The sequence below is a fragment of the Gloeothece verrucosa PCC 7822 genome (assembly GCF_000147335.1).
GTDB lineage: Bacteria > Cyanobacteriota > Cyanobacteriia > Cyanobacteriales > Microcystaceae > Gloeothece > Gloeothece verrucosa.
In genome coordinates, this window is the sequence record NC_014501.1 from 3,319,599 (window position 1) to 3,343,006 (window position 23,408).

At 39.0% G+C, this 23,408-nt stretch carries 21 protein-coding genes and 1 tRNA gene; 14 read left to right on the forward strand and 8 right to left on the reverse strand.

Annotated elements, in window-relative coordinates; translation table 11 throughout:
- Positions 1-2,193 (reverse strand): type I restriction-modification system subunit M, encoded by a 2,193-nt coding sequence (locus CYAN7822_RS14635; RefSeq protein ID WP_049802563.1) that lies wholly within the window; start codon positions 2,191-2,193, stop codon positions 1-3.
- Positions 2,194-2,335: 142 nt separating this feature from the next.
- Positions 2,336-2,782, reverse strand: a complete 447-nt coding sequence (locus tag CYAN7822_RS14640) for a DUF29 domain-containing protein (RefSeq protein ID WP_013323045.1) — start codon at positions 2,780-2,782, stop codon at positions 2,336-2,338.
- Positions 2,783-2,834: 52 nt separating this feature from the next.
- Between CYAN7822_RS14640 and CYAN7822_RS14645 the strand changes: the two genes are divergently transcribed.
- Entirely contained in the window at positions 2,835-3,260 is a 426-nt protein-coding gene (locus CYAN7822_RS14645; protein WP_013323046.1) for a DUF29 domain-containing protein, read from the forward strand.
- A gap of 225 nt (positions 3,261-3,485) precedes the next feature.
- On the opposite strand, the gene CYAN7822_RS14650 is transcribed toward CYAN7822_RS14645, so the two are convergent.
- Positions 3,486-3,557 (reverse strand) — tRNA-Val (locus tag CYAN7822_RS14650).
- 60 nt (positions 3,558-3,617) lie between these two features.
- Here CYAN7822_RS14650 and CYAN7822_RS14655 point away from each other — a divergent pair.
- From CYAN7822_RS14655 to lepB, 3 genes are all read left to right on the forward strand, one after another.
- Positions 3,618-4,190 (forward strand): metal-binding protein, encoded by a 573-nt coding sequence (locus CYAN7822_RS14655; RefSeq protein ID WP_013323047.1) that lies wholly within the window; start codon positions 3,618-3,620, stop codon positions 4,188-4,190.
- Between the two features lie 131 nt (positions 4,191-4,321).
- Positions 4,322-5,155, forward strand: a complete 834-nt coding sequence (mazG, locus tag CYAN7822_RS14660) for a nucleoside triphosphate pyrophosphohydrolase (RefSeq protein ID WP_013323048.1) — start codon at positions 4,322-4,324, stop codon at positions 5,153-5,155.
- A 50-nt stretch (positions 5,156-5,205) separates the two neighbouring features.
- On the forward strand, positions 5,206-5,799 hold the full coding sequence (lepB, locus tag CYAN7822_RS14665) for a signal peptidase I (protein WP_013323049.1): 594 nt from the start codon (positions 5,206-5,208) through the stop codon (positions 5,797-5,799).
- Positions 5,800-5,847: 48 nt separating this feature from the next.
- Here lepB and CYAN7822_RS14670 read toward each other — a convergent pair whose 3' ends face one another.
- From CYAN7822_RS14670 to ndhO, 4 genes are all read right to left on the reverse strand, one after another.
- The gene (locus CYAN7822_RS14670) at positions 5,848-6,285 is read right to left on the reverse strand and encodes a secondary thiamine-phosphate synthase enzyme YjbQ (protein WP_013323050.1); all 438 of its coding nucleotides are present in this window, start codon (positions 6,283-6,285) and stop codon (positions 5,848-5,850) included.
- 94 nt (positions 6,286-6,379) lie between these two features.
- The gene (locus CYAN7822_RS14675; protein ID WP_013323051.1) at positions 6,380-7,186 is read right to left on the reverse strand and encodes a DUF4351 domain-containing protein; all 807 of its coding nucleotides are present in this window, start codon (positions 7,184-7,186) and stop codon (positions 6,380-6,382) included.
- 114 nt (positions 7,187-7,300) lie between these two features.
- Positions 7,301-8,290: a malate dehydrogenase gene (gene mdh, locus CYAN7822_RS14680; protein ID WP_013323052.1), complete on the reverse strand. Its 990-nt coding sequence runs from the start codon at positions 8,288-8,290 to the stop codon at positions 7,301-7,303.
- A 23-nt stretch (positions 8,291-8,313) separates the two neighbouring features.
- Entirely contained in the window at positions 8,314-8,532 is a 219-nt protein-coding gene (ndhO, locus tag CYAN7822_RS14685) for an NAD(P)H-quinone oxidoreductase subunit O (protein ID WP_013323053.1), read from the reverse strand.
- Between the two features lie 197 nt (positions 8,533-8,729).
- Here ndhO and CYAN7822_RS14690 point away from each other — a divergent pair, with 197 nt between their 5' ends.
- The 10 genes from CYAN7822_RS14690 (at position 8,730) to CYAN7822_RS14735 (ending at position 22,833) form a co-directional block, all read left to right on the forward strand.
- Entirely contained in the window at positions 8,730-9,455 is a 726-nt protein-coding gene (locus CYAN7822_RS14690; protein WP_013323054.1) for a hypothetical protein, read from the forward strand.
- The gene (locus CYAN7822_RS14695; RefSeq protein WP_013323055.1) at positions 9,452-10,234 is read left to right on the forward strand and encodes an ABC transporter permease; all 783 of its coding nucleotides are present in this window, start codon (positions 9,452-9,454) and stop codon (positions 10,232-10,234) included. Before CYAN7822_RS14690 ends, CYAN7822_RS14695 begins: the two co-directional genes overlap by 4 nt.
- Before the next feature lie 90 nt (positions 10,235-10,324).
- Positions 10,325-10,540 (forward strand): hypothetical protein, encoded by a 216-nt coding sequence (locus tag CYAN7822_RS14700; RefSeq protein WP_013323056.1) that lies wholly within the window; start codon positions 10,325-10,327, stop codon positions 10,538-10,540.
- A 42-nt stretch (positions 10,541-10,582) separates the two neighbouring features.
- On the forward strand, positions 10,583-10,939 hold the full coding sequence (locus CYAN7822_RS14705; RefSeq protein WP_013323057.1) for an NINE protein: 357 nt from the start codon (positions 10,583-10,585) through the stop codon (positions 10,937-10,939).
- A gap of 22 nt (positions 10,940-10,961) precedes the next feature.
- Complete coding sequence (locus CYAN7822_RS14710) at positions 10,962-11,675, forward strand: helix-hairpin-helix domain-containing protein (protein ID WP_013323058.1); 714 nt, start codon at positions 10,962-10,964, stop codon at positions 11,673-11,675.
- 576 nt (positions 11,676-12,251) lie between these two features.
- Positions 12,252-18,221, forward strand: coding sequence for a HAMP domain-containing protein (locus tag CYAN7822_RS14715; protein WP_013323059.1), 5,970 nt, complete (start codon positions 12,252-12,254; stop codon positions 18,219-18,221).
- A 106-nt stretch (positions 18,222-18,327) separates the two neighbouring features.
- Positions 18,328-18,735: a response regulator transcription factor gene (locus CYAN7822_RS14720; RefSeq protein ID WP_013323060.1), complete on the forward strand. Its 408-nt coding sequence runs from the start codon at positions 18,328-18,330 to the stop codon at positions 18,733-18,735.
- Positions 18,736-18,823: 88 nt separating this feature from the next.
- Entirely contained in the window at positions 18,824-20,257 is a 1,434-nt protein-coding gene (locus CYAN7822_RS14725) for a sensor histidine kinase (RefSeq protein WP_013323061.1), read from the forward strand.
- Positions 20,258-20,412: 155 nt separating this feature from the next.
- On the forward strand, positions 20,413-22,098 hold the full coding sequence (locus CYAN7822_RS14730) for an ATP-binding protein (protein ID WP_013323062.1): 1,686 nt from the start codon (positions 20,413-20,415) through the stop codon (positions 22,096-22,098).
- A gap of 54 nt (positions 22,099-22,152) precedes the next feature.
- Positions 22,153-22,833, forward strand: a complete 681-nt coding sequence (locus tag CYAN7822_RS14735; protein WP_245602573.1) for a GAF domain-containing protein — start codon at positions 22,153-22,155, stop codon at positions 22,831-22,833.
- 215 nt (positions 22,834-23,048) lie between these two features.
- Here CYAN7822_RS14735 and CYAN7822_RS14740 read toward each other — a convergent pair whose 3' ends face one another.
- The gene (locus CYAN7822_RS14740; RefSeq protein ID WP_013323064.1) at positions 23,049-23,291 is read right to left on the reverse strand and encodes a hypothetical protein; all 243 of its coding nucleotides are present in this window, start codon (positions 23,289-23,291) and stop codon (positions 23,049-23,051) included.
- Between the last annotated feature and the right edge of the window lie 117 nt (positions 23,292-23,408).

A 23,408-nucleotide genomic window follows, 5' to 3' on the forward strand; every position in this document is an offset into this window, starting at 1 on the left:
CTAAAGATTAACTAGGCTTTGATAATCAGTAAATTCTAAATTCAAGTGTGATACATAAGCCTGAAATAAAATTAACGTATCCTCAAAATCATCTTTTCTAAAAGTATTATTTATTAGATAATCTTCAGCTACATAACGGTAATCTTTTTGATAGCGGGAATCGCGTTTTTGCATAAATAAAATGATAGTATTTGTCCCCGTAGCCATAAAAGTATTTGAGCCTAATTCAACAATTGCTTTAATCAAAAAATTTTCTAAAATTAACTCTCTTGCTTTTGTATAAATACCTGGATTGCTGAGAATCGAACTTGGTAAAATAATACCTGCAATTCCTCCTACATTTAACAAATCTAGAGTTCTTTCAATAAATAAAACTTCAATTTCTGATGAAGTATCCGTTAAATATTGAAACAAACTATATTGATCAGCAAGTTTTTTTAAATGAGGTTTAAACCCATGTATAGAATAGGGAGGATTAGCTATAACAAAATCATAACTTTTTGCTAAACGTTTCTCAGAATTATTATAAGCTTCTAAACCATCAACAAAAATAATATTTGCTTCACCATCCCCATTCATAAAACAAGCTACTTTGGCAGTACGTGCTAGACGATAATCTTTTTCAATGCCATAAATATATTCACCAGTCCATTGTGTACTTTTTTGGGCTATTTCAATCATGGCGTTTGTTTCTTCATCATATTCAGGTTTTAATCTATCAAGAATAAGTTGAATTTCTTCGATGACTTCTGTTAAAAAATGACCGCTTCCACAAGCAAAATCAATAATGTAGGGTAAAAAATTGGATTCTCTATTTTTTAATTTTTGAATGACAATTTTTTCTAGAGGGAGGCATTTAACAATGAATCTAGCTATAGGTAAAGGGGTAAAAAACTGTCCTGCTGTTTGTTTATAGCCTGCATCTAATAATAATTCAAAAAAATCTCCTAAATAACGTTTTTGCAACTTAGCTTCATAATTATCTTTGTAATTATAGCGAAAGCGTTTAAACTGTAAAAGGCTAATAATTTCATTCAAAACTTTAGCATTTTCTAAAAATAATTTTTCATTATGAACTTCTTTAAAAGCAAATTCATTATTACTATAAAACTTTAATGCTTTCAAAATGTGTTTAATTTCTTCTTGTGCTTGTTGTCTAGGAAAGCGTTTAACAATTTCATCAATATCTTCTTCAGAATAGTTGACAATTTCTTCTTTTAAAAATTCTTTCATTCCTTTGGCATATAAACTTTGCAAACGTTCTTGTATGCTTTCTGGTGTATCTTTTCCTTCAATAATTTGAAAGTCTGTTACCTCATCTTTACCTCTTTTTTCATCTGCTAATTTACAGAGAATGAGAGACATAATGCGGTTAAAAGCATTAGATTTATCAGAAATATTATTATGTCTTAATATTTCTTCAAATAAATTGAAAAATTTACGCCCTTCTCCTTCATTAAAAGGTTTCAAATCTTTGCTTTTAATAGCTATAAACTCAGGGTTATATGCCTGTATTTCATGATCAAAAATTCCATTAGGGGCAAAATAACAGTTAAAATTTTCTTGCCAAACTTCATAGAGTTCTTCCTTAGTTTTCGCGGTTTTATAGGTTTTTATCTGCTTGTTATCTTCTTCTAATAATCTTAAAGTTTCTTCTCTATCTTTTATTTGAACAATTGCATTTTCATAAATGATACTTCCATCTTTTAAGGTTGAAGTATATAAACACAAAAATCTTGTATTTCTATCCTGCTGTAAATAAGAAAATAATTGTCCACCATTAGTTATCATGTTATTTTTTTCTTTTTCATATTCACTTTTATAAGTTTTACATTCAATTATTAATAAAACTTTCTCTTCTCGATCAAAAACTGTAATGTCTGCCTTACCTCCCTTAGCAGTTCGACCTAAAGACCATTTTTTCTCAAGAAATAAAGATTCGGGAGCATAACCTTTTGTTAATAATCGATCAACACATTCTAAAACAATAAAATTTTCAGGTTGACTAAAATTGGAAGTAGTCTCATCACCTTTTTTAATTTTATTGCCATAATCTATTTTTTTTTGCTCAAAATCTAGCTTGAGAAAATAATTTTTATGTTGAGGATATTTTTTTATATAAATAGATTGTGAATTTTCTTGTAGCTGAAATCCCAAAACACTGATTAGTTCAATAATGTCTTTATTTGCCATTCTTGTTATTTTTATAACTTAACCCTACAGATAGGTAATAGCTAATTAATACCTAAACATAATATTATACACTATTAAAGCCTGCGTAGGCAGGCTTTGTTCGTATAGCCTCACCCTTCAGGGTGCGGGCGGCAGGCGTTATTCAACTTTTAGGCGGCAGATATTCAGAATTCAAAATATCTTCAACCGTAAAAGCTGGAACAGTAGGAAACATTTCTTGAGGTAACTCATATTTTTGTAATGTATCTTCTCTGGCATCTTGATAACACTCCAAAAACATTTCATTTAAATAAGATTGAAGACTAGGACTTTTTTTCAACAACCGTTTAAGCTGCCGCCTTTGTTCAATCACTGTACCTCGCCAACCTCTGGAATTATACTCTAGTTCCTCAGTCCAATAAATCAATTTTAATAAATGTTCAATAATCGTTGTTAAGCGGCTTTCTAGTTCTTGTTTTTCACTTCTCCCCATGCTTTCAATTTCTTCTACTAAATTCTTTATATCTAATTCTTCAAATTGTTTATGGTTTAGTAAATAAGCTGTTTTTTCTAGCCAAAGTAAAAAATCTTGCTCATAAAGGGGTTTCATCTTTCTTTTTTTAGCTATAATATACATTAATTCTAGTATAGGACATCTAATTATGGCACAGCTATACGATCAAGATTTTTATTTATGGATAGAAGAAACTCATGAACTCCTTAAAAATAGAAAATTCGATGAATTAGACTTAGAAAATTTATTAGAAGAGATAGCCGCTATGGGGAGAAGTGAAAAACGTGAATTAAAAACTAGATTAGTTGTTATCATCGAACATTTGTTGAAATTAATGTTTTGGGATGAAGAAAGAGAATACAACCAAAGAGGCTGGAAGATAACGGTCACAGAACAAAAATATCAACTTTTAGTATTATTACAAGATAGCCCTAGTTTACGGTCTTATCTAGATGAAGTGTTTTTGAGTTGTTATAAAAGTAGCGTAAAAATTTTAGCAGCTATGGATAATTTTCCTATTAACAGAATACCCGAGACACCCCCCTTTTCTCTTGAAGAAATTATCAACGAGTAAAACCCGTTTACCAAATCATTTCTAAATCTAAAACCCACCCTGGTAAAACACTTTCGCCCGATAGGGTTTGAGGAGACTTTAACACTTCAGCCGCTTGTAAGGGCCGATAAATTTCTACTTGTTTATCCTGTAAGGATTTTAAACTATAGCCAAGTCAAGCGCGATTTAAAAAAATTTCTAGAAGCTTAGTTCTAGAATGGTCGAAATTTATGCTTTTCTTGAAAATGGGCGGTATAAGGGTCGAACTTATGACATCCTGCTTGTAAGGCAGGCGCTCTACCACTGAGCTAACCGCCCGTTTGTTCTCACGTTTATGTATAATAACACAAACTAAAAAAAAAGCAAACATTTTTTTTCATGCCTTCTGGTCGGACTCACGATCGCATTACTCTTTGGTGTCTCCCCTGGATCATCGGACTTTCTTACCTGCTGACGGGTAACGGAGAATTAACCCTGATCGCCGCTAGTGGGTTTCTCTTCAGTGGGTTAATGTTTGGGCCTGATCTCGATATTTACTCAAGACAATTTCAACGTTGGGGTAAATTGAGTATTATCTGGCTTCCCTATCAGAAATGCTTGCGCCATCGTTCCCTATTTTCTCATGGCTTCTTGCTTGGGACTGTGGTAAGACTTATCTATTTACTCACTTTAATTTTATTAATCGCTATACCAGCAGTGGCGATCACTCAATTATTCTTAGGGTTTGATTGGAATTGGCACATATTCGTTCAAAAGGTTATTTATTCGGTTAAAGGGGAATATTCCCAAGAAGTGATCGCCCTATTCGTTGGGCTAGAATTAGGAGCAATGAGTCATTCTATCAGTGATTGGTTGGGTTCGGCTTATAAACGCATGAATCAGGCTAAGAGGAAAAATAAGGGCAAAAAGAGCGGAAAAAGCCCCCCAAAAAAACCCAAAAATAGACTATGATTGCTTGATTAATTGATTTAAAGGCGGATAAGGGGTTATCCTATACAGGAGAGTTGCGGCTGTCGCTCGTCTGGGTCAACGAGAAATAGAATACAATCAGGATAACCATTAACTGTTGTATTTTGATTGATATGTCCCATTCCCAAGGAACGACAAATCAGACTTACCAAGCCATATTAGAAGCATTAAATCATTTGATCGAAGTCGTAGCCAAATTAAGATCACCGGATGGTGGATGTCCTTGGGACCTCGCCCAAACCCCCCAAACCCTTATCCCTTACGTCATAGAAGAAGCTTATGAAGTGGTTGATGCGATCAAAAGCGAAGATCAAACCCGCATCGCCGAAGAATTAGGGGACTTACTCTTACAAGTGGTGTTACAAGCGCAAATTGCCAGCGAATACGGACACTTTAGCCTTCAAGATGTAGCGCAAGGAATTACTCAAAAACTCATTCGCCGCCATCCTCATGTCTTTGGAGAGGTACAACTCGAGGATGCTGAAGCTGTTCGCCAGAATTGGGAAAAAATTAAAGCCGCCGAAAAAGGAGAAACCCCTCAACAGTCTCAGTTAGTGAGTAGCCAACTCAGTCGTTATGCCCGTAGTTTACCGCCTTTGATGGCAGCAAGTAAAATTTCTCATTCCGCCGCCGCCGTCGGGTTTGAATGGGAAAATGTAGAGGGTGTGTGGGAAAAATTCTCAGAAGAATTAGGCGAATTTAAAGAAGCATTACAAAGCGATGATAAAACTCATCAGAGTGCCGAGTTAGGTGATTTGTTGTTTACTTTAATTAATATCGCGCGTTGGTATGGCTTAGATCCCTCTGAAGCCTTAGAGGAAACCAATCATCGCTTTATTCGACGCTTTTCAAAGGTAGAAGCCTTGGCAAAACGCCCTCTAAACGAATATAACTTAGAAGAGTTGGAAGCTTTTTGGAAACAGGCAAAAGCACAGCTAAATCATTGAATTGTCTTTCTACTGACAATTTGTCAAGCCTTATCCCCTATCTAATTAACATGACTCAGGAAAAAAACTTAAAAGAAACCAAAAGCGAACCTAAAATTCAGCCCCCAGAAAAATCTCAATTTTGGAAATCAACTTGGGAAAATGTGCAGATTGTAATCATAGCCTTAGTTTTAGCTTTTGCTATTCGGGCTTATATCGCTGAACCGAGATATATTCCTTCCGACTCCATGTTTCCTACCCTAGAAACCGGTGATCGCTTAGTGGTAGAAAAGGTTTCTTATCGTTTTCATCCGCCTCAAAGCGGCGATATTGTCGTTTTTGAACCGCCTCAAGTATTACAACAACAAGGTTATGATCAAGGACAAGCTTTTATTAAGCGAGTTATTGGCACGCCGGGCCATATTATTGCGGTGCAACAAGGGGTAGTTTATATCGATGATCAGCCGCTTAAAGAAGATTATATTTTTGAACCCCCCCACTATAATTTGTTGCCGGTAAAAGTTCCTGAAGGCAAATTATTAGTTATGGGAGATAACCGTAATAATAGTAACGATTCTCATGTTTGGGGCTTTCTCCCAGAAACTAACGTGATTGGCCGTGCCGTTTGGCGTTTTTGGCCGTTAAATCGCTTAGGAACAATTTAATTATCCGGTGGGCAAATGCCCATCAAAATTTTAAGCTCAATTTCTCTTTTATATTCCCATTAATTGAACGCTTAAAGTTCGTTTTCTTGGGCCATCTAACTCCAAAAATAACACAGATTGCCAAGTCCCTAACCCCAATTTTCCCTCGACTATAGGAATCACTTCACTATTGCCCATTGTCATAGCCATTAGATGAGAATGTGCATTGATCGGTTCATCAGGCGGCACAACTCTTAAATGCAAATCATTGTGTAAATATTGCTCATTTTCTGGGGCTAATTTTCTCAGATAAGCTTTAATATCTTCTAGCAATCTGATTTCATACTCATTGATGGTTAATGCAGTAGTGGTATGACGAGAACTCACTAAGACTTGACCGTTTTTTATTCCTGTCTCGGCTAGAAGATCTTTTATTTGAGGAGTAACATTGTAAATCCCAATGTTGTCATCAGTTTCAATTTCAAGAATTTTGTTAATGATCTGCATTATCTAAGCGGGTCTTTTTTAAATAAAGTTAACGGTGAAAATAAAAAGTAGGGAATAAAAAATTGACTAATGACTAATAACTAATGACTAATGTCTATTTTCCCGTGTTTAACCAATCTCCTAAATCTTCAACAGTTGAAAAGTTTAAGAGTGCTATACCTAAATGATCTAACTGGCTAATATTCAATTGTTTGATGCGTTCTTCTTGGGATGACTCAAGTTGACCGAGTTTTAGCCGCAACTGCTGTAAAATCAATTCTTGTCTTCCTTGTTGTCTTCCTTGTTGTCTTCCTTGTTGTATTCGTTCTTCTGGGGTGAGATAGCGGCTTCGGGCGGCATCATACCAGTATAACCATTCTCGGGTCATCCCTTGATAAGTGCCTCTTTCTGCCCCTATGGCTAACCCTATTTCTGGCATCCAAACCGGTTGACCTGACTGTAAACTATATTGCCCATTTTCTAGGCGATAAACTTCTAGGGTTTGTTTTTTGCGTCTTTGGGGATTATAAATGACATAATACAGTACCCCCATCTCAGCATAAAACAGTTTCTTTTTAGAATACTCTCCTCGCCGCTTGTGAGAGACGACCTCTAAAATAAAAATAGGAATTTTTTGTTCTTCCCAAAGAACATAACTCAGACGTAAGTCCTCATCAATAAAACGAGGAACATCGATACTTAGAAACCCATCAGGAACGATGGCGGGTTCTTCTGGATCGTAATAGATGCCCATGTCCACCCCAAAAAACCAATCCATTCGATCTGGCCAAAGTAGGGCTAAGATGGCTTTTAATAAACCCGGAATTAGGTCTTGCAGTTCGTTATCCACAGGCGTATCATCGGAGTCGGGTAAATCCTCCGCAGAGGGTAAACATAGGCGTGGGTCATATTTAAGTAACATCAGCCTTCAGTTTTTGTCAATATTAGTTTTATAAAAAACCGAGTTAATAAAATAATAGGTAATGAGCGAAAAATGATTCCCCATTACCTATTGTAGATTATCTAATCTGTTAAATTATCCAACCGTTGTTGGAGTTAGCCCTACACCAGCTAAGGCTATTTTTAAATTCTCGCGAACTGATTCAGCCGAGACGTGTAAAGCGCTTCTTTCTTCCTCGGTTAAATTCACTTCAAAGATTTTTTCTACACCTCGACATCCCAAGTGACAAGGAACACCCAGATAAATATCATTTAACCCATATTGTCCTTGTAAATAGGCGGCTGTGGGGAGTAGACGAGATTGATTGCGTATAATAGACTCAACCATCAGAGAAGCCGAAGAAGCCGGCGCATAATAAGCCCCGCCAGTTTGCAGCAATTTAACGATTTCTGCGCCACCGTTGCGAGTTCTGTCTACTAAGCGCTCAATGGTTGCCGCATCCATCAATTCAGTGATAGGAACCCCGCTAACGGTACAATAACGAGGCAACGGCAACATTAAATCTCCATGACCCCCCAAAACCATTGTGGTGACATCGGCAGTAGAGACTTTTAACTCCATAGCAATGAAGGTTTGCAAACGCGAGGAGTCAAGCACTCCTGCCATTCCCATAACTCGTTGATGGGGTAGTCCGGTGGCTTTCCAAGTTAAGTAGGTCATCACGTCTAAGGGGTTAGTGATGACGATAAACACGGCATTAGGAGACTGTTTAACCGCTTTTTGAGCGGCTTCGTAGACAATTTTGGCGTTAACTTGTAATAAATCATCCCGACTCATGCCGGGTTTACGAGCTAAACCGGCGGTAATCACGACAATATCAGAACCGGCTGTATCTTCGTAGTTATTAGTGCCGATAATCTGACTATCGTGTGATTCTATTCCTTGGGCCTCTATTAAGTCTAAAGCTACCCCTTGAGGTAAACCTTCAACAATATCAATAAGAACAACATCGGCCAGATTTTTTTCCGCGACACGCTGGGCTAGAGTTCGCCCCACGTTACCAGCACCAACGATAGTAACTTGGGGAGAGCGACAAGTAGGGAGCGAATCATATAAATTAGTCATGGTTTCTATCTATGAGCCAATGCTCATTCGACAAGTTCTATTTGATCGATGCGTAACCAGACGTTCGGTGTCGGGGTATAAAACCTGAGTAAAGCATACTCGTCTTTTATATCCACTATTTCACCTTTACTGTCAAAGATGTACGAGGGAAAACGGCTATCACTCGCTTTCGCCTCCAGGCTGTTTTCTAATTTTTCCCGAACAACACGAACCAAAGCACCTTTCTTTATCTTACCTGCCATAATCGTTTGCGATAACAGTTTCTTAGTGGTCTTCCATAAATTGTTACATGAACACGGCTCCTTGTAGCTCCTTATGGTCAGAGTTTCTTGTTAAATCTGTCAGACAATTAATTCATGATAAAGTTGATTTATCTGGGCCTACTTATTGCTAAAAATAATAACTGTTGCCGAATTTTAAGATTTAAAAAAGCTTTATCATGATAAAATTACCCCATTATTTGATATTCTGGGTTTTCGCTTCTAGTTTAACGCTCATCACTCCTGTACGAGCCAATGAACCCCCGCCGCCAGACTCTATAGATGTTAGTCCACAAACGATTAAGGATAGTCCGGTTTTACAGCGCTGGCTAAAAAAAATTCCTAATGTCCTCCATGATATTCGCCATGACCCCAGTTTTCGCACTCGTTTACGGGTAGGATATTCCCAATTTCAAGGCGACGATGATTCAGGCGGCATTAATTTGGGTGTGGAGGATGTTTTTATCGGCCATACGGGTTTAACTGTCAGTGGAAACTATCAAACATCGTTTAATGAAGCTTGGGAATCAGTGGGAGCCGATGTACAATATTATGTCTTGCCGCTCGGTAGCTATGTCAATATTGCTCCTGTGGTGGGTTATCGTTATGTACAAAATAATGATTATTCTACCGATGGCGTGAACGTAGGCTTAAAACTGATGCTTCCTTTATCGCGCAATGGTGCGGCAGATCTATCTCTGACTCAAAGTTTTGTTTCTCCTGGTGGTTATAATGAGGTAGGTAGGACGACTTTTAGTGCTGGGTATGCTTTGACTTCTAATTTTCGATTAGCGGCTGATATTGAGCAACAAAATACAAGAGAAGATAAACAAACTCGCGCGAGTATTGTTTTTGAATGGATGCCTAATAAAATTAAACAGTCAACCTTTAAAAATCAAAAATGAAGCGATATTTTAAAATCTTAAAACTGTTTTGGAGTACCGCCATTGCTGCTGAATTAGAGTATCGTCTCAATTTTTTAATTGCTACTCTTACGAGTTTAGCTAATTTGTGCGGCAGTTTGTTCGGCTTATTTTTGTTTTATCGTACCGGCTATACTTTTGAGGGTTGGTCTTGGCAAGAGGCCTTAATTGTCTTAGGAATGTTTACCTTTTTACAAGGTGTATCAGCAAGTTTTTTGGTGCCTAATTTAAATAAAATTGTCGATCAAGTTCAACAAGGAACCCTCGATTTTGTTTTACTAAAGCCGATTAGTAGTCAGTTTTGGTTGTCCACTCGCATGATTTCTCCTTGGGGTTTTCCGGATTTATTTTTTGGAGGAATTATGATTTTTTATGCGGGTTCGCGCTTACACTTGACCTTGAGTAATTATTTATTGAGTGCTATTCCAATTTTTTGGGGAATTATTATTCTTTATAGCCTCTGGTTTATGCTGGGAGCAACTAGCATTTGGTTTGTTAAAATTTATAATGTAACAGAAGTTTTACGCGGTTTATTAGAAGCCGGACGTTATCCGATGGTTGCCTATCCTGCTGCCTATCGTTTCTTTTTTACTTTTGTTATTCCTGTAGCGTTTTTGACGACAATTCCAGCCGAAGCCATGTTAGGAAGAAGTCAATTTATTTGGATAATTGGAGCCGCAGTTTTAGCGATTTGCTTATTTTTAGCCGCTAAGTATTTCTGGAATTTTGCTTTACGGTTTTACACCAGTGCTTCTAGTTAAATCATGTTAATTTTAATTAAAATTTGCTAAATAACTTGACAAAATAAAAATTATCGATTACCAACAAGAATAAAGACCAGTGATAAACTCATGAGCAATAAAATAAACCAGTGGTTACGTCTCCTTCCTTACCTGCTAGTGGGTACATTTGTTTTTATTAGTAACTCACAGACTGATCTCAATTACTTTTTGCGGGGATACTTAGTCTTACTAGAATCTTCTTTTGGCTTAGTGCTGATTTATTTTCTTGTTGCTAAAATAATAAATAGAAATAAACGTAAAATTCCTAAAGTAACCAGTAGCTAAAAAGCTAAATGTAAAGAGAAATGAAGTAGGGAGAAAAAAACCATGAGAAATAGAGCGGTAGCGATTGTATTAGCCTGGTTTGGCGGCTGGTTCGGTATCCATAAATTTTATTTAGGGCAAAATGTGGCAGGTGTCTTTTATTTACTTTTTTGTTGGACAATGATTCCAGGAATTATTGCCTTTTTTGAATTTTTCTTCCTATTATTTATGTCAGATCAAGCCTTTAATGCTCAGTATAATGCTCAGTATTTAACCCCGAGTGATAGTGCGGGCAACAATAACGAATCATCAAAAGATAAAATCTCGGCTTTGGCTGACCTAAAAAAGCTGTATGATTCTGGGATAATTACGGCTGAAGAATATGAACAAAAAAGACGTAAATTTTTAGATTCTTTATAAAAAAATATTTTATATAAAAACAATGTCTAATCTTTCCCCTTATAAAATGCCTGGTTGGATGTGGTTATCTATAATCCCAATTTTTGGAGGATTAGCAATTGCCTACGGAGGCAAAAAAATTAATAATCAAAATTTGATAGGGTTAGGGATAGGATTTACAGCAGCCGCTATAGTTTGTTCTTCAACCCAGTTAGTTTTAGTGATTTGGTTAGCCCAAATAGCTACAGCTTTTTATTTAAACCAACAAACACACTCCCTAGCGAATTCTTCTGAGTCTTCGAGGGGTTATGCTATTGCAGATCGAAAAACCGCCGCTTTAATCGCCAGTAAAAAAGGTCAAATTGATATTAATACTTGTTCTAAAGATGAGTTGGTTTATGAACTGGGTTTACCCATTGTTTATGCTAATGATATTGAAGCCGCTCGTCAAGAAGGCTATATGTTTACTCATTTAGAAGAATTGCATGAAATCGCTGGTATACCAGAAAATTATTTATATAAAATCGAACCGTTAATTAGTTTTGGCTATTATCTACACAAAGAAGTAGATAGCTCTTGGAGACGATTAAATGCTTATTCAGAAACGGAATTAATAGAATGTGGAATCCATCCCGAAATTGCTCAAAAAATCGTCTCGGAAAGAGCTAAAAATGGGTTTTATCGTTCCCTAATCGATGTTAAAAACCGTACCGGTATTCCGATAAGAAATTATCACGGCATAGGAAATAGGGAATAGACCCTCTGGCAAAAAGTAACATGATGACTCATGGGTGATAAGCGTAGTTACCTACCGACTAACGACTTATCAATAATAACTATTCCTATAGATAGATATAAAAAAGTAGTAAACATTTCTCAAGAGAGATGACAAAAACGGCAAACAGTTATGGTGACTATTTGTCGATAAAGACAGGTTATAATAAACCAGTCCCTACTGTAATCAAGTTTTAAACCTTTTTACAAAAGTAGGAAACATTATAAAAAAAGGCTATAACCTTTTTACTAACCCAAACTAAAGAGGTAAACGAGTGCGGCTAATGCAGGCACTTGAAAGCCAAAAAATCGGCCAAAAAATTTGGGTTAAATCTGGATTTATAGCAGTGGCAGCAAAGGCTGGTTCCTTCGACACCGCGAGGGGTAGGCAAGTAACAAAATAAGGCTCAAGACGTTTTCCTCTTGCCTTTTGCCTGAGTGCCTTTTGATTAACGAGCGTGTCCTAATTCTTCAATTTTTATAACTCGCCCTTATTGACTATCATCTGCTTCTTTATTCCTCCCAACCTTTCTCTGTAAGCTTCGCGCCGAAAACAGCAATGTCTAATTCACAGCAAACCTACAACAACGATACGTTAGATCTCCAAGAACTTCTCAAAACCCTAGTGGCTGTCAAAAAAGGAGACTTTTCTGCACGTCTTCCCATCGATCACACCGGCATGGCGGGAAAAGTTGCCGATACTCTCAATGAAATTATTGAGATGAACGAAAAAATGGCGGCAGAACTAGAACGTATCAGTACCGTCGTAGGAAAAGAAGGACAACTCGCTCAAAGAGCCGATGTAGGGAATGCGTCGGGTTCGTGGTCCGCTTGTATTGACTCGGTTAACCATCTCATTAGCGACTTAGTGCAACCCACCGCCGAAACCGCTAAAGTGATCCGCGCAGTAGCTAACGGCGATCTCTCCCAAACCATCGCCACTGAAATCGAAGGACGACCCCTAAAAGGCGAATTCCTGGCTACAGCTACCGTCGTTAATACAATGGTGGCTCAGTTGAGTTCGTTTGCAAGTGAGGTAACAAGAGTCGCAAGAGAAGTGGGAACCGAAGGGAAATTAGGCGTACAAGCAGAAGTCACCGGCGTGGCGGGAACCTGGAAAGATTTAACCGACTCGGTGAACCAAATGGCGGGGAATTTAACTGCCCAGGTGAGGAATATTGCTGAGGTAGCAACAGCAATTGCATTAGGAGATTTATCGAAAAAAATTACGGTTAATGTCAAAGGAGAAATCTTAGAGTTAAAAAACACCGTTAATACGATGGTGGATCAACTTAACTCTTTTGCAAGTGAGGTAACAAGGGTAGCAAGGGAAGTAGGAACCGAAGGGAAATTAGGCGTACAAGCAGAAGTTCCAGGGGTAGCGGGTACGTGGAAAGATTTAACCGATAGTGTAAACCTGATGGCGGGAAACCTTACCGCACAAGTGAGAAACATTGCCGAAGTAACCACCGCCGTAGCGATGGGAGATTTATCCAAAAAAGTTACAGCAGATGTAAAAGGAGAAATTTTAGAACTTAAAAACACGGTTAATACAATGGTAGACCAGCTTAACTCCTTTGCCAGTGAGGTAACAAGGGTAGCTCGTGAAGTAGGCGCAGAAGGAAAATTAGGCGGACAAGCAGAAGTTCGAGGCGTTGCCGGAACCTGGAAAGATTTAACCGATAGTGTCAATTTTATGGCGGGTTCGTTAACCGCACAAGTGAGAAACATTGCCGAAGTGACGACGGCGGTGGCAAATGGCGACTTATCTAAGAAGATAACCGTAGATGTAAAAGGGGAAATCTTAGAGTTAAAAAACACCATTAATACGATGGTGGATCAACTTAACTCCTTTGCGGGTGAGGTAACCCGGGTAGCAAGGGAAGTGGGAACCGAAGGAAAATTAGGGGTTCAAGCAGAAGTCCGAGGAGTAGCCGGAACCTGGAAAGACTTAACCGATAGTGTCAACTCGATGGCGGGGAATTTAACCGCACAGGTGAGAAATATTGCTGAGGTAGCAACAGCAATTGCATCGGGTGATTTATCTAAGAAGATTACCGTAGATGTAAAAGGCGAGATTTTTGAATTGAAAAACACCATCAACATCATGGTGGATCAACTTAACTCCTTTGCAAGTGAGGTAACTAGGGTAGCTCGTGAAGTCGGCGCAGAAGGAAAATTAGGCGGACAAGCAGAAGTTCGAGGCGTTGCCGGAACCTGGAAAGATTTAACCGATAGTGTCAATTTTATGGCGGGTTCGTTAACCGCACAGGTGAGAAACATTGCTGAAGTGACGACGGCGGTGGCAAATGGCGACTTATCCAAGAAGATTACTGTAGATGTAAAAGGGGAAATCTTAGAGTTAAAAAACACCATTAATACGATGGTGGATCAACTTAACTCCTTTGCCTCTGAGGTAACCCGGGTAGCAAGGGAAGTGGGAACCGAAGGAAAATTAGGGGTTCAAGCAGAAGTCCGAGGAGTAGCCGGAACCTGGAAAGACTTGACGGATAGTGTCAATTCTATGGCGAGTTCATTAACCGCACAGGTGAGGAATATTGCCGAAGTGACGACGGCGGTGGCAAATGGCGACTTATCGAGGAAGATTACCGTAGATGTAAAAGGGGAAATCTTAGAGTTAAAAAATACCATCAATACGATGGTGGATCAACTTAACTCCTTTGCGTCTGAGGTAACCCGGGTAGCAAGGGAGGTAGGAACCGAAGGAAAATTAGGGGTTCAAGCTTATGTCAAAGGGGTAGCGGGAACCTGGAAAGATTTAACCGATAATGTCAACTCGATGGCCGGAAATCTTACCGCGCAGGTAAGAAACATTGCCGAAGTAACAAAAGCAGTGGCGAGTGGAGACTTATCGAAGAAGATTACCGTAGATGTAAAAGGGGAAATCTTAGAGTTAAAAAATACCATTAATACGATGGTGGATCAACTTTCTTCCTTTGCCTCTGAGGTAACCCGGGTAGCAAGAGAAGTGGGAACCGAAGGAAAACTCGGCGGACAGGCACAAGTCACTGGAGTTGCCGGTATTTGGAAAGATTTAACCGATAATGTCAACTCGATGGCGGGGAATTTAACCGCACAAGTACGAGGGATCGCGCGAGTGGTGACGGCGGTGGCAAATGGGGACTTAAAACGAAAATTAATGCTAGATGCTAAGGGAGAAATTGAAACCCTAGCAGATACCATTAATGAGATGATTGATACCCTAGCAACCTTTGCCGATCAGGTCACTACTGTAGCGCGAGAGGTGGGAATAGAAGGAAAATTAGGGGGACAAGCTAAGGTTCCGGGCGCGTCGGGAACGTGGCGACACCTGACAGATAACGTAAATGAATTAGCCGCTAATTTAACCACTCAGGTAAGAGCGATCGCCGAGGTAGCCATCGCGGTAGCTAAAGGGGACTTAACCCGATCCATTTCGGTACAAGCTGAGGGAGAATTAGCCGTCTTGAAAGATAACATCAACCAGATGATTGCTAACCTAAGAGAAACCACCCAGAAAAACACCGAGCAAGACTGGTTGAAGACGAATCTAGCGAAATTTACCCGAATGCTGCAAGGTCAACGAGATTTAGAAACCGTCTCTAAATTAATTCTCTCGGAACTCGCTTCTTTAGTGGGGGCACAGCATGGGGTATTCTTCTTGATGGATGAACGAGACGGACGAGGAACTTATCTCAAACTCCTTTCTAGCTATGCTTATCGAGAACGAAAAAATCTCTCAAACCGCTTCTATTTAGGAGAAGGATTAGTGGGACAATGTGCCCTAGAAAAAGAACGAATTTTACTCACTTCTGTCCCCGAAGATTACATTAAAATTAGTTCCGGATTAGGCGATGCAAGTCCTAATAATGTGGTGGTGCTACCGGTATTATTTGAAGGACAAGTGACGGCAGTCATTGAGTTGGCCTCGTTCCAGAGATTCTCGGAAATTCATCTGACCTTCTTTGATCAACTCTCAGAAAGTATCGCCATTGTTCTTAACACGATCGCCGCCTCCATGAGAACTGAAGAACTCCTCAAACAGTCTCAATCTTTAGCCGAAGAACTGCAAACCCAACAGGGAGAACTGCGAGAAACCAATCAGCGTCTAGAACAACAAGCGCAGTCTTTAAAAGCTTCCGAAGAACTGCTCAAAAAACAACAAGAACAACTACAACAAACGAACGAAGCCCTGGAAGAAAAAGCGCGTTTACTGTCGTTACAAAATGAAGAAGTTGAACGCAAAAACGCCGAAATAGAACAGGCAAGACGCAGCCTAGAAGAAAAAGCCGAACAGTTAGCCCTTACCTCTCGCTATAAATCAGAATTCTTAGCCAATATGTCTCATGAGTTGAGAACGCCGCTCAACAGTTTGTTAATTTTGGCGAAACTCTTAGCCGATAATATTGAAAATAACCTGACTCCAAAACAAGTAGAATACGCCGCCACTATTTACTCTTCGGGTAGCGATTTGTTGGGATTGATCAACGATATTTTAGACCTGGCGAAGATTGAATCGGGTACCATGTCGATTGAAGTGGAGCAAATGCAACTCGAAGACCTCAGACATCAAATTGAGCGCAGTTTTCGACAAATTGCTCATGATAAAGGACTCGAATTTAGTATTATTTTTGACCCAAGACTGCCCTCATCGATTTATACCGATTCAAAACGCCTACAACAGGTCTTGAAAAATCTACTCTCTAATGCCTTTAAATTTACCGCGAAAGGCCAGGTAAGCTTATCGTTAGAACCGGCTATCAGAGGGTGGAGTTTAGATAATGAGATTTTAAACTCAGCCGAGTTAGTGTTAGCTTTTGCGGTGACAGATACCGGCATAGGCATTGCACCCGAAAAACAGAAGCTCATTTTTGAAGCCTTCCAACAAGCAGACGGCACCACTAGCCGCCAATATGGCGGGACAGGGTTAGGACTTTCTATCAGCCGAGAAATTGCCCGACTCTTAGGAGGTGAAATAACGGTAATTAGCCGCCTCGGTTATGGTAGTACCTTTACCCTGTATTTACCTCAAACTTATCTGGGGATTTCTCACACCTTACCGAGTAACAATCTCGCTAAAAATCAAGAGCAAGAGAATATATCACAAACCCCTCTGATTGCTCCCTCGCTTAACCCACTGCTGAAACAACCCGTCAACCCCAATCCACCCATCACTGTAGAGACAGTGGCTACTACGGTTACAGTACCTCAAATTGATCCCCAAACGCGGGACGGAAACGGGGGGACACAATACAGAGAACACTTAGTATTTACTGAAGAACCCCTCATCAATGCACCTAGTGTTGGACTCGCTTGGAGTGATGACCGCAGCAATATTGCGCCTGGCGATCGCACGATTGTGATTTTAGAAGACGATATCAATTTTGCGCGGCTGTTATTAGAAGTGGTTCGGGAGCAAGGATTTAAAGGGTTAATTGCCATGCGTTGTTCGAGTGGATTAGCCATGATCCAAAAACATCACCCCTGTGCTGTAATTCTCGATATTTGTCTGCCTGGGGATAGTGGCTGGACGGTACTTGATCGCATTAAACATGACCCTTATAGCCGACATATTCCCGCTATTATTATGTCGGTTAAAGATGAACGGTATCGCGGTCAAAAATTAGGGGCTTACCGTTATTACCAAAAACCCATGATTAAAGAAAAGCTCACTCAAATTATTGTTGACCTCAAACAATTTATTGAGCGGACAGTTAAGAATCTTTTCCTTGTGAGCAATGATGAGGGACTTTTAACAGACCTGCGGGACATTATTGGCAGTTCTGATGTGAGAATTGACACCGCTAATACTATAGCCGCAGGCATTGAACGGATTTCTAATACTCAAGACAAAATAGATTGTGTTGTCTTGGATGCGAAATTACCTGCGATGGATAATTTAGCCGTTTTTGAAGAACAGTTACAAAGCTTGAAAAACCGAGAATTACCCATTGTTATTTATGCTCAAAATAACCAGTTAAATGAGCCGCAAAAATTAGCCATCGAGCGTTTAAGTCATACACTTCACATTAAAGTTGCCGATTCTCAGATGAGTCTTTTCTATGAAACGGCTCTATTGTTACATCGAAAACAGTCGGATTTACCCGAACAAGGGCAAGTCATCCTCAAACAATTACACAATACTATAGGCAATATTTTGGCTGACAAAAAAGTGTTAGTGGTTGATGATGATGTTCGCAATATTTTCGCTTTAACCAGTTTATTAGAGCGGCATAGAATGCAGGTTATTCCCGCCGAAAATGGAGCGGCTGGTATTGCTTATTTACAAAACACACCGGATATAGACCTTGTATTAATGGACGTGATGATGCCTGGAATGGATGGTTATGAAACCATGAAAACTATCCGAAAAATTCCTCAATTTCACTCACTCCCCATCATTGCCCTAACGGCTAAAGCCATGAAAGGTGACCGAGATAAATGTCTCGATGCCGGGGCTTCAGACTACATCACTAAACCTGTAGATACCGAGCAATTACTTTCCATCCTGCGGGTTTGGCTCTCTTGAATATTTAACAGTTAACAGCTTATTAGTTAACAATTTATAACCCTTGATAACTGATGACTGTTAACTGAACAATAATGAGTGTTAATTCATAACAGCTAACTATTTTATGTTTCATATTTTATTAATTGATGATGAGGAACCCTTGCTGGCAAGTCTATCTTTTTATTTGATTAAAGAAGGCTACAAAGTAACCACAGCCGCCGACGGAATAACGGCTTTAAAACTAATTGCTAAAAATATGCCAGACCTGATTATTTTAGATTTATTATTGCCGGAGATGGACGGAATAGAATTGTTTTGGCGTATTAGAGCTTTTTCTGATGTACCAATTTTAATGCTGACAGCTAAAGATCATGAAGCGGATAAAGTGTGGGGCTTAAAATCTGGCGCAGATGATTATGTAACCAAACCTTTTAGCACCCGAGAACTGATTGCAAGAATTGAAGCGATTCTCAGACGTACCCATAAAAGAAATTGCGAACCCGGAGATAGGGGCGCAAAGCTTGTCCCCTAAAGAAACTGTAAAGAGTAAACCGGAAAAACGCTCTGACTAACGACTAACGACTAATAACTAATGACTAACGACTAACGACTAATGACCAATGACCTTTAAAAGATATAAATCAATGCCCTTAAGATGGAATTCTATTCATGCCAAACTACTAGCGACTTATCTAGTGTTAATTGGACTAGGTACATTCCTTCTCGGTGGGTATTTGTTATGGTCTTTTTATATGTTTTTTATGAAAATGAAACAGGCAGAGTTAGAAATTTGGACTACTAATTTTACTCAAGATGTGACGGAGGCAATTAGAAAGAATAATATTGTCAAAATAGACGCTTTAGTCCGGCGCTATGGCGCACCAGACACCATTACCTTACGGATTTTTAGTGCTAACGGTCATCTATTGGCGACTTCTGCTCCTGACATAGATAGGCAAGTAAAAAATTGGTCAGACATTCCAGGAATGAAAATAGCTCTTTCAAATCAAACAGTTAATGGAGTGGCTAAAGGGGTTCTCTCTGACGAAGACAGACTATATACTGTACGTCCAATCATCGAGAATGGTCGTCGTGTGGGAATTATTCGGATGTCTTTCACTCTAGGGCAATTTCAGCGTCAGTTTCGTTCTCTGTGGATAACGATTTTAGCGACAGTGTTGCTAACCTTTGTCCTGTGTGCTTTTATTAGTGCTTGCTTGGCTAATAGTCTAGCACAGCCCATTTTAGCGATGCGTAATTTCGCAGTCCGTCTTGGCAATGGTCATTTAGGAGAAAAATTAAATATCTTGAGGAAAGACGAACTAGGACAATTAGCAGATGAATTGAACCGAATGAGTGAGTTACTGGCTTCGGTAGATCGCAAAAGGCGAACATTTCTGGCTAATGTTTCTCATGAATTGCGGACTCCGGTAAGTAACGTTAAAGTAACCCTAGAAGCTCTCGAAAGAGGGGCGATCTCTGAACCCGAATTATGTGATCGCTTTATTCAAACAGCACAACAGGAAATTAACCGTCTCTCGCGGCTGGTTCAAGATTTACTCTATTTAGGAAGCGTTGAGGCCGGGGTTACTCCGCTAGAAAAACAGTCTGTGAGTATTCGTTCTTTGATTAACCGGGCTGTACAAACGATGGAGTTAAGGACATTTCCTTTGAGGCTAAAAATTGATAATGATATTCCTGATCTCCAATTACAGGTTGACTCAGAAAGACTTTTGCAAGCTCTTTTAAATATTTTAGAAAATGCTATTAAATACTCACGTTATCCTCCTAAAATTGCCATTAGCGGCTATATCGCAGGAAACCAAATGCTAATAAAAATTACTGATAGCGGCATGGGGATTAGCCAAGAAGACCTGTCTCACATTTTTGAAGAATTTTACCGCTCTGACTCCTCTCGTCACAGCGAAGGCACAGGCTTAGGTCTTGCCATTAGCAAGCGTCTTGTAGAACTTCACGGAGGGAAAATTACTGCTGATAGTGTTGTGGGACAGGGAACCACTATAACCATTTGCCTGCCCATAATCAACGAATAACATCAGTTTTCTGACTCCTAGCGGCTTTCCCAGTAAAGAGGTGAAAAATCGAGCCGGTTGACATCATTTTTTAATCACTAATCTATAAAAAATTCCCGTTCAGCAGATAACTATAATTCCATTTTTAATCCTTTTATTTTTTATGGTAAAAATCTATGCAGCCAGAACCAAAAGTTAATATCCTCTTGGTAGACGACAATCCCAATAATTTACTGGCTCTAGAAGCTATACTCAATAGCCTCGGTCAAAATCTTGTCAGGGCAACATCCGGAGAAGATGCTCTCAGACGTTTATTACAACAAGATTTTGCGGTCATTCTCCTTGACGTAAAAATGCCAGGAATGGATGGATTTGAAACCGCTATGCTGATTCGAGAAAGAGAGCGCTCGCGTCACGTTCCCATTATTTTCTTGACCGCTTATAGTAAAAATGAGACTCAAGCATTCAAGGGCTATTCTTTGGGAGCAGTGGACTATTTAGTTAAACCGGTAGAATCAGAAGTTTTACTGGCTAAAGTGAGTGTGTTTGTTGAGTTATTTAAAAAAACAGCCCAAGTCAAACAACAAGCCGAAGAAATTGCGCTACTCAATACTAAATTAGAGCAACGAGTCATAGAAAGAACGGCCCAATTAGAAGCGGCTAATCGGCAAAAAGACGAATTATTTAAAAAAGAAAAACTAGCTAGAATTAAAGCTGAATCAGCCGAGCAGCGTTTTCGAGATTTAATTAACGGCTTAGGTCATGTAATTTTTTGGGAAGCCGATGCAGAAAATTTTCAATTTACTTTTGTCAGCCAAAGTGCCGAATTTTTACTCGGCTATTCCGTAGAACGTTGGCTATCAGAATCGGATTTTTGGACTAATATTCTTCATCCAGATGATCGAAATTTAGTACAGACTTTACATACCACGTCTCTAAATTCTTCTCAAACAAATTATCCAAATAAAGGGCGTGAGTTTGAGTATCGCTGTATTACTGCGTCCGGAGAAATAATTTGGTTTCGTGATAAGGTTTATCCGGTTTACAATGATCAAGGGATTGTGCAAAAATTACGCGGCTTGATGATTGATATCACCGAAAGCAAGAAAGCCGAAGAAGCTTTGAGGGCACAAACAGAAGAATTAGCAAGGTTGACTACAGTTTTAACTCAGACCAATATAACCTTAGAAAAGCGGAATCAAGAACTTGATCAATTTGTTTATGTGGCTTCTCATGACCTTAAATCTCCTCTAAGAGCCATTGCTAATATTTCTCAATGGTTGGCCGAAGACCTTGAAGATAAGTTAAACGAAGAAACTCAACATCAATTGGAACTGATGCAAGGGCGAGTCTTGCGAATGGAAAAACTGATTAATGGTCTTCTACATTATTATCGTGTCGGACGAGTTAAAATGGACTTAGAAAATGTAGAGATACACGGATTATTAAAAGAAGTGATTATTGCTTTAGATCCACCTCCTGGCTTTATGATTGAAATTGAACCTGATCTGCCAACTATATCTACAATACGAGTGCTATTAGAGCAAGTTTTTACTAATTTAATTGGAAATGCGATTAAACATCATCATCTTCCCGAAGGAACGATTAAAATTCAAGCCGAAAGAAAAGGGAAGTTTTATGAGTTTGCCGTGTCGGATGATGGTCCAGGGATTGCACCGGAATATCATGAAAAAGTGTTTGGGATGTTTCAAACGCTAAAATCCAAAGGGAAGATAGAAAATACCGGTATCGGGTTAACGCTAGTGAAAAAAATCGTTGAAAGTGAAAAAGGCAAGATTTCTATTCAATCTCAAGATGGTAAAGGCACAACTGTATATTTTACTTGGCCTGCTGGGGATTAAAGGTTAAGATCCAGGAAATAACTAGATTGCTCATTTTTATTTTTCAACTCGAGAGTGAAAAAACCAGAAAAGCAGCCTTCAATGATTTGGGTAGAAGAAACCTATACCTTGCCGCCCGAGGAAGCTAGACAAACCATTAGAAACTATTTTAGACAGTATCGTCAAAAAATTTATAAAACCCATGTTTCTCACTGGCATTTGGCTCAAGATGAACAAATATATTTTGTCATTCGGCGGTTGTCAAGTTCTCCTTCTCGTGAACAGTTCATTCAACGATTAACCGAGAGTTTAGAAAGAGATATCCTCGTTCAACAAACAGTGAATGAGTTGAGAAAGCGGCTAGAGGTGGATCGGGTCGTTTTGTACTATTTTTACAGTTGCTGGAAAGGACAGGTAACTTTTGAAGCCCTCAGTCAGCCGGAATTTTCCATTATGGGCATGGCAGGGCCGGATGAGTGTTTTAATCAAGAATATGCGGATTGGTATCAAGCCGGCAGATTCCGGGCGATTAGTGATATTGAAAACGAATCCATAGCGGTATGCCATCGGGATTTTTTAAGAAGTTTAAAGGTTAGAGCGAATTTAGTGGTTCCTTTGTTAAATCGTCAAGGTTTATGGGGTTTATTAATTGCCCATCATTGTCAAGGGGTCAAATTTTGGACCCTTGCAGAAATCGAAGCGATGCAAGATGCGGCTGTTAGGTTAGAACAATCTCTTGCTATTCTTAAGAGTTAATGGTCAGTAGTCATTAGTCATTGGTCATTAGTCATTGGTCATTAATCATTAGTCATTGGTCATTAGTCTAGGACTTACGCACCGTAACCAAATTATAAGGGTTTGAGATTCTTCGTGATCCTTCGCAAGGCTCGCTTAGGACATAAAATCGTCGTTTTTAATCAGGAGTGCGTAACTCCTATAGTTATTAGTCTTTGCCGCTTGCTATCCTTGCTTTATTTCTTTAGGCTTGCTTTAATTTTTAACACGGGCATTTGATAAAAATGCTCTACCATTTTTTCTAAATGTTTTACCAGGTCAATGAAATAAACTTCTTCTTGATCCAATACTTCATAATAAATATTCCCGTTTGTATCAACAAATTTATCTATATAAATATTATTTTCTTCTTCAAGTTTTTGGAAAATTTTTGTAATGAGTTTGTCTTGATTATTAATAGCTGTAAAATAGAGGGACATAAATAAACCTCTAATAATTGACCCTTGGATCATAGGTCATAAAAGTTTTATTTGACCTCAGTAATTCTATGAAAATTTTAACAATATGCGCTTTTTTACAACCGTAAAATTCCTGAA

What these genes read in the sequence shown, in the direction of transcription:
- CYAN7822_RS14635 (WP_049802563.1), bottom strand. Translation starts at nt 2,193, where the DNA reads ATGGCAAATAAAGACATTATTGAACTAATCAGTGTTTTGGGATTTCAG.
- CYAN7822_RS14640 (WP_013323045.1), bottom strand. Translation starts at nt 2,782, where the DNA reads ATGAAACCCCTTTATGAGCAAGATTTTTTACTTTGGCTAGAAAAAACA.
- CYAN7822_RS14645 (WP_013323046.1), top strand. Translation starts at nt 2,835, where the DNA reads ATGGCACAGCTATACGATCAAGATTTTTATTTATGGATAGAAGAAACT.
- CYAN7822_RS14655 (WP_013323047.1), top strand. Translation starts at nt 3,618, where the DNA reads ATGCCTTCTGGTCGGACTCACGATCGCATTACTCTTTGGTGTCTCCCC.
- mazG (WP_013323048.1), top strand. Translation starts at nt 4,322, where the DNA reads ATGTCCCATTCCCAAGGAACGACAAATCAGACTTACCAAGCCATATTA.
- lepB (WP_013323049.1), top strand. Translation starts at nt 5,206, where the DNA reads ATGACTCAGGAAAAAAACTTAAAAGAAACCAAAAGCGAACCTAAAATT.
- CYAN7822_RS14670 (WP_013323050.1), bottom strand. Translation starts at nt 6,285, where the DNA reads ATGCAGATCATTAACAAAATTCTTGAAATTGAAACTGATGACAACATT.
- CYAN7822_RS14675 (WP_013323051.1), bottom strand. Translation starts at nt 7,186, where the DNA reads ATGTTACTTAAATATGACCCACGCCTATGTTTACCCTCTGCGGAGGAT.
- mdh (WP_013323052.1), bottom strand. Translation starts at nt 8,290, where the DNA reads ATGACTAATTTATATGATTCGCTCCCTACTTGTCGCTCTCCCCAAGTT.
- ndhO (WP_013323053.1), bottom strand. Translation starts at nt 8,532, where the DNA reads ATGGCAGGTAAGATAAAGAAAGGTGCTTTGGTTCGTGTTGTTCGGGAA.
- CYAN7822_RS14690 (WP_013323054.1), top strand. Translation starts at nt 8,730, where the DNA reads ATGATAAAATTACCCCATTATTTGATATTCTGGGTTTTCGCTTCTAGT.
- CYAN7822_RS14695 (WP_013323055.1), top strand. Translation starts at nt 9,452, where the DNA reads ATGAAGCGATATTTTAAAATCTTAAAACTGTTTTGGAGTACCGCCATT.
- CYAN7822_RS14700 (WP_013323056.1), top strand. Translation starts at nt 10,325, where the DNA reads ATGAGCAATAAAATAAACCAGTGGTTACGTCTCCTTCCTTACCTGCTA.
- CYAN7822_RS14705 (WP_013323057.1), top strand. Translation starts at nt 10,583, where the DNA reads ATGAGAAATAGAGCGGTAGCGATTGTATTAGCCTGGTTTGGCGGCTGG.
- CYAN7822_RS14710 (WP_013323058.1), top strand. Translation starts at nt 10,962, where the DNA reads ATGTCTAATCTTTCCCCTTATAAAATGCCTGGTTGGATGTGGTTATCT.
- CYAN7822_RS14715 (WP_013323059.1), top strand. Translation starts at nt 12,252, where the DNA reads ATGTCTAATTCACAGCAAACCTACAACAACGATACGTTAGATCTCCAA.
- CYAN7822_RS14720 (WP_013323060.1), top strand. Translation starts at nt 18,328, where the DNA reads ATGTTTCATATTTTATTAATTGATGATGAGGAACCCTTGCTGGCAAGT.
- CYAN7822_RS14725 (WP_013323061.1), top strand. Translation starts at nt 18,824, where the DNA reads ATGACCTTTAAAAGATATAAATCAATGCCCTTAAGATGGAATTCTATT.
- CYAN7822_RS14730 (WP_013323062.1), top strand. Translation starts at nt 20,413, where the DNA reads ATGCAGCCAGAACCAAAAGTTAATATCCTCTTGGTAGACGACAATCCC.
- CYAN7822_RS14740 (WP_013323064.1), bottom strand. Translation starts at nt 23,291, where the DNA reads ATGTCCCTCTATTTTACAGCTATTAATAATCAAGACAAACTCATTACA.